The sequence below is a fragment of the Mesorhizobium sp. M4A.F.Ca.ET.050.02.1.1 genome (genome assembly GCF_003997725.1).
GTDB lineage: Bacteria > Pseudomonadota > Alphaproteobacteria > Rhizobiales > Rhizobiaceae > Mesorhizobium.
The window spans coordinates 1-11,592 of sequence record NZ_RZSG01000118.1; the positions used below are offsets into that span (position 1 = coordinate 1).

An 11,592-nucleotide genomic window follows, 5' to 3' on the forward strand; every position below is an offset into this window, starting at 1 on the left:
GTCTTTGTCCTAAGGATAGGAAATGGCCGAGGTCAGCGCTGCCCCTCATCGCCCTGCCGGGCACTTCTCCTCGTATAGTGACGGGGAGAAGGGGCGCTCTCGTCGGGCTTCGCCAATCGCCAAGCTGGCAGAGCAGACGCCGAGGTCGCAGCCAGCGCTCTTCTCCCCGTTCACGGAGTGAAGGTGCCGGCAGGCGGATGAGGGGCAGCGCCGACAGTGACGATTATCGAAAAATTGCCTTGAGCAATCGCCGACTTGGCCTCAAACAATCCCACCACCGCCGCCGGCGACAGCCGGCCGTTCGGCCGCGACCTTCGCCCGGTAGCCGGCGGCCCGATAGGCGGCGACCGGATCGACGGCGCCACCGGTCCTCAGCCGCGCCATGGCGAGGATCGGCTCGACGTCGATGCGGTAGGCGGCTTTCAGCGTCTGCGTCGCCATCAGCGCGTCGTTCTCTTCCTGAAAACCCTGCAGCGCCTTGCGGTCGACCAGCAGCGCCTGCGCATAGGCGCGCTGCACCTCGACCGCCGACAGCATCAGGCTTTCGATCGGGTCGGTGACGTTGTGGCTCTGGTCCAGCATGTGCGCGGGATTGAACCCCTCTGCTCCGGACAGCTCGGCGTCGACCAGCTCGTTGAAGACCAGGAACAGCCGGTAGGGGTCGATCGAGCCGGCATCGAGGTCGTCGTCGCCATATTTGGAATCGTTGAAGTGGAAGCCGCCGAGCTTTTTGAACTGGATCAGCCGCGATACGATCATCTCGATGTTGACGTTCGGCGCATGGTGGCCGAGGTCGACCAGGCAGTAAGCCTTGTCGCCGAGTTCTTTCGCGATGAGGTAGTTGGTGCCCCAGTCCTGCACGACCGTCGAATAGAAGGCCGGCTCGTACATCTTGTGCTCGGTGAACAGTCGCCAGTCGTCCGGCAGTCCGGCGTATATCTCCTTCATGGCATCGAGATAGTGCTCGAAGGCTCTGGCGAAATTGACCTGGCCGGGGAAGTTCGAACCATCGCCGATCCACACCGTCAGCGCCTTCGAGCCAAGCGTCTTGCCGATCTCGATGCATTCGAGATTGTGCTCGACCGCCTGGCGGCGCGTGCCGGCATCGGCATGCGACAGCGAGCCGAATTTGTAGGAAAGCTCCTGGTCCTTGGCGTCGGAGAAGGTGTTCGAATTCATGGCGTCGAAGCCGAGGCCGAAGCGCGACGCGGCCTGCTTCAGCCGCTTCGGGTCAGCCTTGTCCCAGGGGATGTGCAGCGAGACGGTCGGCGTCGCCTGGGTCAGCTGGCTGATGACTGCGCAGTCCTCGATCTTGTCGAAGATGTCGCGCGGCTCACCAGCACCGGGGAAACGGGCAAAGCGGGTGCCGCCGGTGCCGACGCCCCAGGACGGGATCGCCACTGCGAATTTCTCCACCTTGTCGCGGATAGCGTCAATGGCGATGCCGCGCCGGTCGAGGCGTTCGCCGAGCGAGGCGTAGTCGCGTTCGAGGTCGCTCTTGCGCGCAGCGTTTTGGCTGGCGACGAGGTCGGCTGAGATAATGGTTTCGGACAACTGCTATTCCTCCCAAGACTACGTTCGGCTGGCGCTGCCCCTCATCCGCCTGCCGGCACCTTCTCCCCGTGAACGGGGAGAAGGAAGTTGCCTAGCGCGTAAAGCTTTGCGCGTTGCCCGCGTCGACATTGATGATGTTGCCGGTCGACTTCGCCGACATGTCGGAGGCGAAGAAGTAGATCGCCTCGGCGATGTCCTCCGGGAAGACCGAGCGCTTCAGCATCGAGCGCGAGCGGTAGTGCTCCTCGAGATCGTCGGTCGACATCTTGTAGGCAGCGGCGCGCTGTTCCTTCCATTCGCCGCTCCAGATCTTGGAGCCGCGCAGCACGGCGTCCGGATTGACGACGTTGACCCTGATCTGCGCCTCCGCGCCCTCAAGGGCGAGGCAGCGCGCGAGATGGATCTCGGCCGCCTTGGCCGTGCAATAGGCGGCGGCGTTGGGCGAGGCGGCAAGCCCGTTCTTGGAGGCGACGAAGACGACGTTGCCGCCGATCTTCTGGGCACGGAACAGCCGGAACGCCTCGCGCGAGACGAGGAAATAGCCGGTGGACAATATGTCCATGTTCTTGTTCCACAGCGCCAGCGTCGTCTCCTCGATCGGCGCCGAGGAGGCAAGGCCGGCATTCGAGACAAGGATGTCGACGCCACCGAACTCGACCGCCGTTTCGGCGAAGCCCGCGACGACCTGGTCCTCCGAGGTGACGTTGATCACCACCGGCCGGACGAAATCCTTGCCATAGGCTTGCGACAGTTCGTCATTGGCGCTGGCGAGCGCCGCCTGGTCGATGTCGGCCAGCACCACGCAGGCGCCTTCGCGCAGCAGCCGGTTGGCGGTGGCGCGGCCGATGCCGCCGGCGCCGCCTGTAACCAGCGCGATCTGGCCGGCCAGCGCCTTCGGCTTCGGCAGACGCTGCAGCTTGGCTTCCTCGAGCAGCCAGTATTCGATGTCGAAGGCCTCCTGCGCCGGCAGGCCGACATAGGACGAGACGGTCGAGGCGCCGCGCATGACGTTGATGGCGTTCACATAGAATTCGCCGGAGATGCGCGCGGTCGCCTTGTCGCCGGCGAAGGTGAACATGCCGACGCCCGGCATCAGATAGACCACGGCATTGGGATCGCGAATGGCGGGTGAGTCCACATGCTTGCAACTGTCGTAATAGGCCTGGTAGCCGACACGATATTCGGCGATGTCGTCGGCAAGACGCGCAATGACGGCGTCGACGTCAGGTTTCGCCGGGTCGAATTCGATCACCAGCGGCCGGATCTTGGTGCGCAGGAAATGGTCAGGGCATGAGGTGCCCAGTGCTGCCAGCGGCCGCAAATCCCTCGAATTGACGAATTCGAGCACGGCAGGCTGGTCGTCGAAATGGCCGAGCTTGTGGCTCTTCTCCGAGATCAGGCCGCGGATCCTCGGCATCAGCTTCGCGGCAATCGCGCGGCGCGCAGGCGCGTCGAGCGACTTCACCGCCTCGCCGCCGAAGATGGCCACGCCTTCAGACCGGCGCTCGAACCACTCGATCGCCTGGTTGATGACCGAGATCGTCGTCTCGTAGCATTCCTTCGGTGTGTCGCCCCAGCTGAACAGGCCGTGGCTTTCGAGGATGACGCCCTTCGCCTCGGGGTTCTCCAGGCAGAATTTCTCCAGCCACAGGCCGAGCTCGAAGCCCGGCCGCTTCCAGGGCAGCCAGCCGATGGCATCGCCAAAGATCTCCTTCGTCAGCGTCTTGGAATCCTTCGCCGCGGCAATGGCGATGATGGCGTCGGGATGCATGTGGTCGACGCAAGGCCTCGGCACGAAGGCATGCAGCGGCGTGTCGATCGAGGCCGCGCGCGGATTGAGGTTGAAGGTGCAGTGCGGCAGGTAGCCGACCATCTCGTCCTCATGCGCGAGGCCGCGATAGAGACCTTTCAGCGCACGCAATTTGTCCATGTAGAGCGTGGCAAAGCCGTCGAGCTTGATCGAGGCGCTGTCGCCGCCCGAGCCCTTGACCCACAGAACCTCGACGTCCTCGCCGGTCAGCGGGTCCTTCTGCCAGACCTTTGACGAGGTGTTGCCGCCGCCATAGTTGGTGACGCGCTTGTCGGAGCCGAGCGTGTTGGAGCGATAGACCAGCAACTCCGGGTCGCTCAATCCTTTGGCCTTCGCATCGTCCCACAGATTGGCGAGGCGCGAGCCGGAGCGCTTGTCGAGCATAGATATCCTCCCTTGGGACGCAAAAGGGTGCGGTCCTTTTCGCGGGGAATGTCTACGCAAGACGCCCTCTTGTCAATCACAAACGATCAATATCGATCATATTGCACTGCACAATGAAAATATATGATCGGAAATGATTGACACTGCTCGTTTTGAGTGCCTAGATGCTCAGGCAGGGAGGAACCATGCACGAAAAAGAGCGCCACAGGATCATTCTGTCCGCCGTCCAGGAAAAGCCTGTGGTGACGGTGCAGGAGATGGTCGACTTGACAGACTCCTCCGAGGCGACGATCCGGCGCGACATCGCGGCCCTGCATGTGCAGAAGCGCCTGCGCCGGGTGCGCGGCGGCGCCGAGGCGATCTCGCCGCCGCAGTTCATCGGCCTTGCCGGCCGCCCCTTCTCGGTCAACGAGACGCTGAACGCCGCGCAGAAGCGGGCGATCGCGCGGGAAGCCGTCGATCTCTGCAAGGACGGCGAGCCGATCATCATCAATGGCGGTACCACCACTTTCCAGATGGTGCATTTCCTGACCGGCCGCCGCATGCCGATCTTCACCAATTCCTTCCCAATCGCCGAACACCTGCTCAAGCACTCGAAGAATACGGTGATGCTGTCAGGGGGCACGATCTACCGCGAGCAGAACATCATCCTGTCGCCCTTCGACAATGACGTGACGCGCAATTTCTACGCGCGACGCATGTTCATGGGCGCGCAGGGGCTGGGGCCGCTCGGGCTGATGGAAGGCGACCCGCTGCTGATCCAGGCCGAGCAGAAGCTGATCGACCAGGCCGACGAACTGGTGGTGCTGGTCGATTCCTCGAAGTTCCGCATGCGCTCCAGCCTGATCCTGTGCGGGCTGACGCGCATCGCCACCGTGATCACCGACGACGGCATCGAGGACCGCGAGGCCAAGATGCTCGAAACCGCCGGGGTAACGCTGATCGTCGCCCGCAAGGCGGCCACCGAGAAGGAAGAATCTTCACTGCAGGCCTGAGCGGCCCGCAGCGGCGATGGAAATGCAACGCTCAAGGGAGGATATTCGATGAGCTTTTTGAAGAAACTGCTGGTCACGGCGGCCTTTTCCGCCGCCATGTTCGTGAATGCCGCCTATGCAGAGAACGTCAAGATCGCGCTGGTGGTGAAATCACTCGGCAACGGCTTCTTCGACGCCGCCAACAAGGGCGCCGAGGAAGCGGCCAAGGAACTGGGCGATGTCGAGGTGATCTACACCGGCCCGACCAAGGCGACCGCCGAGGCGCAGATCGAGGTGATCAACTCGCTGATCGCGCAGAAGGTCAATGCGATCGCGGTTTCGGCCAATGACGCCGACGCGCTGGTGCCGGTGCTGAAGAAGGCGATGGATCGCGGCATCACCGTGATCTCGTGGGACTCCGGCGTTGCCAAGGAAGGCCGCCAACTGCACCTCAACCCGTCGGACACCGGCCTGATCGGCGAGACCATCATCAAGCTCGCCGCCGACTACCTGCCGGAAGGCGGCGACGTCGCCATCCTCTCCGCATCGTCGACCGCGACCAATCAGAATGCCTGGATCGAGGCGGCGAAGAAGGTGCTGCCGGAGAAGTTCCCGAAGATCAAGCTCGTCGCCACCGTCTATGGCGATGACGACTCGGCCAAGAGCACGGACGAAGCCAAAGGCCTGCTGAAGTCCTATCCGAACCTCAAGGCAATCATCGCGCCGACCACCGTCGGCGTGGTCGCCGCCGCCCAGGTCGTCACCGACGCGAACCTGATCGGCAAGGTCAACGTCACCGGTCTGGCGCTGCCGTCCGAGTTCAAGAAGTTCATCGACAACGGCGCCAGCCAGGCGGTCGCGCTGTGGAACCCGATCGACCTCGGCTACTCGGCCATCTACCTCGCCCATGACCTGGCAGTGAAGAAGGAAGAGGCCAAGCCCGGCGCAACGCTGTCGATCGGCCGCGTCGGCAAGGTGACGCTCGACGACACCAACTCGGCTGCGATGGCTCCGCCCTTCCAGTTCGACAAGACCAACATCGAGAAGTTCTCCAAGATCTATTGATCCTGGTCGACTTCCAGCTCGTGCGGCGGGACAATTGTCCCGCCGCATCTTCAAACGGACCTTCTCTCAGGGCCTGATACGGATATGGATACGACAGCCCAGCACAAAGTGGAGACGGAACGGCCGCTTTCGGGCCCGGCCCAGCCTGCCGCCCCGCGCCTGACGCTCTCCGGCATTTCGAAAAGTTTCCCCGGTGTCCGCGCGCTTCACAATGTCAGCCTGTCGCTCTATCCGGGCCAGGTGACGGCGCTGATCGGCGAGAACGGCGCCGGCAAGTCGACGCTGGTCAAGATCATGACCGGCATCTACCAGCCCGACGCCGGCGAAATCGGCATCGACGGCGAGGCCACAACGCTGCACAGCGCGCATGCCGCCTTCGGCCACGGCATCACCGCCATCCATCAGGAAACCGTGCTGTTCGACGACCTTTCGGTCGCCGAAAACATCTTTCTCGGCCACGCGCCGCGCACCCGCTTCGGCACCATCGACTGGCGCACCATGCGCAAGAATGCACGCGAGGTGCTGGAGACCATGCGCGCCGGCCATATCGACGCCGACGCGCGGCTGAGGGACCTCGGCATCGCCAACAAGCACTTGGTCGCCGTGGCGCGCGCCATGTCGATCGATGCGCGCATCGTCATCATGGACGAGCCGACCGCCGCGCTCTCGATGAAGGAGATCGAGGAGCTTTTCCTGCTGATCGAATTCCTGAAGAGCGAAGGCAAGGCGGTGCTGTTCATCAGCCACAAGTTCGATGAGATCTACCGCATCGCCGACCGCTACACGGTCTTCCGCGACGGCGAGATGGTCGGCGAGGGCTTGCTCAAGGATGCCGGCCAGAACGAAATCGTGCGCATGATGGTCGGTCGCAACGTCGACCACATCTTCCCGCAGCGCGAGCCGAAGATCGGCGCGCCGGTGCTCGCGGTTTCCGGCCTGTCGCATCCGACCGAATTCGACGACATCGGTTTCGAGCTGCGCAAGGGCGAGATCCTAGGCTTCTACGGCCTGGTCGGCGCCGGACGGAGCGAGGTGATGCAGGCGATATCGGGCATCACCCGCACCAGCCGGGGTGCCATCACACTTGAAGGCCGAACGATCGCACCGAAATCGGCCGCCGACTCCATCGAGGCCGGCATCGTCTATGTGCCGGAGGAGCGCGGCAAGCAGGGCGTGGTGATCGGGATGCCGATCTTCCAGAATGTGTCGCTGCCCTCGCTCATGCGCACCTCGAAATCCGGCGTGCTCAGGCTGGCGGAAGAGTTCGCGCTCGCCCGCTCCTACACCGAACGGCTGGATCTAAGAGCCTCATCGCTCAGCCAGGATGTCGGCACGCTCTCCGGTGGCAACCAGCAGAAGGTGGTCATCGCCAAATGGCTGGCGACGGCGCCCAAGGTGATCATCCTCGACGAGCCGACCAAGGGCATCGACATCGGCTCCAAGGCCGCCGTGCACGGCTTCATGGCCGAGCTCGTCGCGCAAGGCCTGTCGGTGATCATGGTCTCCTCCGAACTGCCGGAGATCCTCGGCATGTCGGACCGTGTCGTCGTCATGCGCGAAGGCCGCATCGCGGCCGTCCACGACAACAAGGGGCTCGATGCCGAGACGCTGGTACGAACCGCAGCGGGGATCGCGACATGAAGAATTTGCGCAAATACCGCGAGATCTGGCTGCTTGCGGCAATCGCGGTGCTGATCGGCCTGATCTCAACCCGCTTCCCGGGTTTCGCCGACCCGGCCAATCTGCGCCAGGTGTTCAACGATACCTCGATCCTGATGATCCTGGCGCTCGGCCAGATGGTGGTGATCCTGACGCGCTCGATCGACCTGTCGATGGCGTCGAACCTCTGCTTCACCGGTATGGTGGTGGCGATGCTTAACGCCGCGCATCCGGCGATCCCGATCCCGGTGCTGATCGTCATCGCGCTCGCCGTCGGGCTGGTGCTCGGCGCCATCAACGGCTTGCTGGTGTGGCGGCTGAACATTCCCTCGATCGTGGTGACATTGGGCACGCTCACCATCTATCGCGGCGCGACGTTCGTGGTGTCCGGCGGCGCCTGGGTCAATGCCGACCAGATGAGTCCGGACTTCATCAACTTCCAGCGCGCCGCCTTCCTCGGCCTGCCGGTGCTTTCGTGGATCGCGCTTTTGGTGATCGCGCTGTTCTTCGTGGTGATGACGCGCGCGCAGATCGGCCGCTCGATCTATGCCATCGGCGTCAACCCGACCGCCTCGGTCTATGCCGGCATCGATGTCGGCCGGACAAAATTCATCGTCTTCTGCATTTCCGGCATGATCGGCGGGCTCGCCGGCTATCTGTGGATCTCGCGCTATGTGATCGCATCCGTCGAGGTCGCCAATGGCTATGAGCTCAACATCATCGCCGCCTGCGTCATCGGCGGCATCTCGATCGCCGGCGGCATCGGCTCGGTCGGCGGCGCGGTGCTCGGCGCGCTGTTTCTCGGCATCATCTCCAACGCGCTGCCGGTCATCAACATCTCGCCCTTCTGGCAGATGGCGATATCGGGCAGCGCCATCATCCTGGCCGTGGTGCTGAATGCGCGCGGTGAGCGCCGGCAGGGCCGGATCATCCTCAGAAAGGCGGAAGCGGCATGACCGACGCCCCTCACCCGCGCCACATCCCCGACCGGCTCGACAAGCCGCTCTCGTCCGCGATCTTTTCCTGGGAGGCGCTGCTCGTCGTCATCGCGGTTCTCATCTTCACGGTCAACAGCTTCGCCTCGCCCTATTTCCTCGACCCGTGGTCGCTGTCGGACCTGACCTTCAACTTCACCGAAAAGGCGCTGATCGCGCTCGCCATGGCGCTGTTGATCATTTCCGGCGAGATCGACCTGTCGGTCGCGGCGATCGTGGCGCTCGCCTCGACGATGATGGGGATGGCGGTGCAGGCCGGCGCCGGAACGCCGGTGCTGGTGGCCATCGGCATCGTTGTCGGGCTCGGCTGCGGCGCCTTCAACGGGCTGCTGGTCACGCGGCTAGGCCTGCCTTCCATTGTCGTCACCATCGGCACGATGAGCCTGTTCCGCGGCATCGCCTTCATCATCCTCGGCGACCAGGCCTACAAGGGCTATCCGGAGAGCTTCGCCTTCTTCGGCCAGGGCTATGTCTGGTGGGTTTTCTCGTTCGAACTGGCGCTGTTCCTCGTCGCCGCGCTCATCTACTGGTTCGTGCTGCATCGCACGAGCTTCGGCCGCCGCGTCTTTGCCATCGGCAACAATCCGGTCGCCTGCCAGTTCTCCGGCGTGCGCGTCGACCGCATCAAGTTCATCTTGTTTTGCCTGACCGGGCTGATGTCCGGCATCGCCTCGGTGCTGATCACCTCGCGGCTCGGCTCGACAAGGCCGTCGATCGCGCAAGGCTATGAACTGGAAGCGATCACCATGGTGGTGCTGGGCGGCGTCTCGATCCTCGGCGGCGCCGGCAGCATCCTGGGCGTCGTGCTCGCCGCCTTCATCATGGGGCTGGTGACTTTTGGGCTCGGGCTGCTCAACGTGCCGGGCATCGTCATGTCGATCTTCATCGGCCTCTTGCTGATCATCGTGATTGCGCTGCCCATCGTCTGGCGGCGCCTGCGCGAGGGACGCTTCGCCTGATGGAAAAATACGCCTTCAAGATGAAGCTCAATCCTGGCATGAAGGCCGAGTACAAGCGCCGCCATGACGAGATCTGGCCGTCGCTGGTGGCGCTGCTGAAGCAGGCCGGTATCTCCGACTATTCGATCCATCTCGACGAGGAGACCAACATCCTGTTCGGCGTGCTGTGGCGCCGTGACGACCACGGCATGGCCGATCTGCCGAAGCATCCGGTGATGCAGCGCTGGTGGGCGCACATGGCCGATGTGGTGGAAACCGGGGCCGACAACGAGCCGGTGGCGGTGCCGCTGGAAACTGTGTTCCATATGGCATGATCCGCCACGTCGCCGTCGTCGATATCGGCAAGACCAACGCCAAGGTGGCGCTGGTCGATCTCGCGACCCTGCGCGAGACGGCGCTGCGCCGCAGCGCCAACGCGCCCCTCACTGACGGCCCCTACCCGCATCACGACATCGAGTGGCTGTGGACGTTCATCCTCGATAGCCTCGCCGAACTCCACCGCGAGCAGCGCATCGACGCCATCTCGATCACCACCCATGGCGCGACGGCGGTGCTGGTCGACGCCGACGGAGGCCTGGCGCTGCCGGTGCTCGACTATGAATTTTCGGGACCAGACGACTTCGCCGAGGACTATGACCTCATCCGTCCGCCCTTTGTCGAGACAGGCACGCCGCGCCTGCCGGCCGGCCTGAACATCGGCGCGCAGCTCCTTTGGCAGCAGAGGCGTTTTCCAGCAGAATTTTCCAAGGCGGCCGCGATCCTGATGTACCCGCAATACTGGGCGCAGCGGCTGACTGGCGTGACTGCCAATGAGGTGACATCACTCGGCTGCCACACCGACCTCTGGAACCCGTGGAAGTCCGACTACTCGACGCTGGTGGACAAGATGGGCTGGCGCCGGCTGATGGCGCCGGTGCGGCCGGCGAAGGACCGGCTCGGCCCGATCCTGCCCGCACTCGCTCAGCAGACCGGGCTCGACCCGCAAACGCCGGTGTACTGCGGGCTGCACGATTCCAATGCCTCGCTGCTGCCGCATCTCTTGTCCGACCGGCCGCCCTTCTCTGTCGTCTCGACCGGCACCTGGGTGGTTTCGATGGCGGTCGGCGGCGGCAAGGTCGAGCTCGATCCGGCCCGAGACACGCTGGTCAACGTCAACGCGCTCGGCGATCCCGTGCCTTCGGCTCGCTTCATGGGCGGGCGCGAGTTCTCGCTGCTGACCGACGGTCAGCCGCAGGACTGGAGCGAGGACGACGTCGCCGCAGTGCTGGCGCGCAAGGCACTGCTTCTGCCCTCGACCCAGCAGGGATCGGGGCCGTTTCCGCACCGCCAGCCGCAATGGCTCAATGCCGACGGAACGAGTGGCGGCGAGCGCTTCGTCGCCATCTCTTTCTATCTGGCGCTTATGACCGCGACCTGCCTCGAGCTGATCGGCGGCGACGGACCGACAACCGTGGAAGGACCCTTTGCCCGCAACCGCCTCTTTACCGGCATGCTGGTTGCGGCGACCGCGCGCACCGTCATCGCCTCCGAGGCCGCCACCGGCACCAGCATCGGCGCAGCACTTCTGGCATCCAAAGAGACGCCCGCGCACAGCAAGGTCGAGACAATAGAACCGCAAGCTGATCCCATCTGGGCGGCCTATTTCCGCGCATGGCGCAGGGCGGTCGAAGCGCGGAGCTGATCAGATCACGAATAATAAGAAGAAATACGAAGAATACAAAATCGCCATATTAATGGCGTAAAAAGCATACCGGGTCGGAAAATACACTTTGCTTATTGACGAAAATGTTAAAAATATGACGGTAACCAAAAATGTGTATATAATTAGCGGAGTCAATAAGAAATATAACTGAAAGCCACTTGATTGCGAGAATAGAGATATGCCGTAATTAATTGACAAATACGATTCACATTCCGAACCACCGTCTCCATAGCTAATGCCCATTCCAACATGATTTCCACAATTGTTTGCTTTTTCAAAAATGCAAGCAAAAGAGCCTGATAAAAATGCTGTTGCAGCAAACAGTATGAAATAAATCCTGCCGACGTTCCCAATTAGTCTCATCCACGCATCCAACTGGATTCAAATTTCCGCATTGAGGTTACGTTCCGCTCCGATCGCAAGTCAATTTGGCTAGAGAATCCGCTTGCCGAAGGCCGACATGACGAAGCTGACGGCATCGGCGGCGATC

9 protein-coding genes are annotated in these 11,592 nt (G+C 62.9%); 7 read left to right on the forward strand and 2 right to left on the reverse strand.

The features are described 5' to 3' along the window. Positions 1–261: 261 nt before the first annotated feature. Both rhaI and EOA33_RS11100 read right to left on the reverse strand, forming a co-directional pair. Positions 262–1,554 carry an L-rhamnose catabolism isomerase gene (rhaI, locus tag EOA33_RS11095; RefSeq protein ID WP_127405640.1) on the reverse strand — a complete coding sequence of 431 codons (1,293 nt, stop codon included), beginning with the start codon at positions 1,552–1,554 and terminating at the stop codon, positions 262–264. A 91-nt stretch (positions 1,555–1,645) separates the two neighbouring features. After that, positions 1,646–3,748 carry a bifunctional rhamnulose-1-phosphate aldolase/short-chain dehydrogenase gene (locus tag EOA33_RS11100; RefSeq protein ID WP_127405641.1) on the reverse strand — a complete coding sequence of 701 codons (2,103 nt, stop codon included), beginning with the start codon at positions 3,746–3,748 and terminating at the stop codon, positions 1,646–1,648. Positions 3,749–3,933: 185 nt separating this feature from the next. Between EOA33_RS11100 and EOA33_RS11105 the strand changes: the two genes are divergently transcribed. From EOA33_RS11105 to EOA33_RS11135, 7 genes are all read left to right on the forward strand, one after another. Continuing rightward, positions 3,934–4,743 carry a DeoR/GlpR family DNA-binding transcription regulator gene (locus EOA33_RS11105; protein ID WP_127405642.1) on the forward strand — a complete coding sequence of 270 codons (810 nt, stop codon included), beginning with the start codon at positions 3,934–3,936 and terminating at the stop codon, positions 4,741–4,743. A gap of 48 nt (positions 4,744–4,791) precedes the next feature. Then, a complete protein-coding gene (gene rhaS / locus EOA33_RS11110; RefSeq protein ID WP_126056558.1) occupies positions 4,792–5,787 on the forward strand; it encodes a rhamnose ABC transporter substrate-binding protein in 996 nt (331 codons plus the stop codon). Between the two features lie 84 nt (positions 5,788–5,871). After that, a complete protein-coding gene (locus EOA33_RS11115) occupies positions 5,872–7,428 on the forward strand; it encodes a sugar ABC transporter ATP-binding protein (RefSeq protein ID WP_127405643.1) in 1,557 nt (518 codons plus the stop codon). Further along, on the forward strand, positions 7,425–8,402 hold the full coding sequence (locus EOA33_RS11120; protein WP_127405644.1) for an ABC transporter permease: 978 nt from the start codon (positions 7,425–7,427) through the stop codon (positions 8,400–8,402). Before EOA33_RS11115 ends, EOA33_RS11120 begins: the two co-directional genes overlap by 4 nt. Next, positions 8,399–9,400: an ABC transporter permease gene (locus tag EOA33_RS11125; RefSeq protein WP_126056561.1), complete on the forward strand. Its 1,002-nt coding sequence runs from the start codon at positions 8,399–8,401 to the stop codon at positions 9,398–9,400. The genes EOA33_RS11120 and EOA33_RS11125 overlap by 4 nt, the downstream gene beginning before the upstream one ends. Continuing rightward, complete coding sequence (gene rhaM, locus EOA33_RS11130; RefSeq protein WP_189375609.1) at positions 9,400–9,714, forward strand: L-rhamnose mutarotase; 315 nt, start codon at positions 9,400–9,402, stop codon at positions 9,712–9,714. Before EOA33_RS11125 ends, rhaM begins: the two co-directional genes overlap by 1 nt. Next, the gene (locus tag EOA33_RS11135) at positions 9,711–11,081 is read left to right on the forward strand and encodes an FGGY-family carbohydrate kinase (protein WP_127405646.1); all 1,371 of its coding nucleotides are present in this window, start codon (positions 9,711–9,713) and stop codon (positions 11,079–11,081) included. Before rhaM ends, EOA33_RS11135 begins: the two co-directional genes overlap by 4 nt. The last annotated feature ends 511 nt before the right edge of the window (positions 11,082–11,592 follow it).

Excerpts from the sequence above, each read along its gene's own strand:
- EOA33_RS11100 (WP_127405641.1), bottom strand. The coding sequence starts at position 3,748 with ATGCTCGACAAGCGCTCCGGCTCGCGCCTCGCCAATCTGTGGGACGAT.
- EOA33_RS11105 (WP_127405642.1), top strand. The coding sequence starts at position 3,934 with ATGCACGAAAAAGAGCGCCACAGGATCATTCTGTCCGCCGTCCAGGAA.
- rhaS (WP_126056558.1), top strand. The coding sequence starts at position 4,792 with ATGAGCTTTTTGAAGAAACTGCTGGTCACGGCGGCCTTTTCCGCCGCC.
- EOA33_RS11115 (WP_127405643.1), top strand. The coding sequence starts at position 5,872 with ATGGATACGACAGCCCAGCACAAAGTGGAGACGGAACGGCCGCTTTCG.
- EOA33_RS11120 (WP_127405644.1), top strand. The coding sequence starts at position 7,425 with ATGAAGAATTTGCGCAAATACCGCGAGATCTGGCTGCTTGCGGCAATC.
- EOA33_RS11125 (WP_126056561.1), top strand. The coding sequence starts at position 8,399 with ATGACCGACGCCCCTCACCCGCGCCACATCCCCGACCGGCTCGACAAG.
- rhaM (WP_189375609.1), top strand. The coding sequence starts at position 9,400 with ATGGAAAAATACGCCTTCAAGATGAAGCTCAATCCTGGCATGAAGGCC.
- EOA33_RS11135 (WP_127405646.1), top strand. The coding sequence starts at position 9,711 with ATGATCCGCCACGTCGCCGTCGTCGATATCGGCAAGACCAACGCCAAG.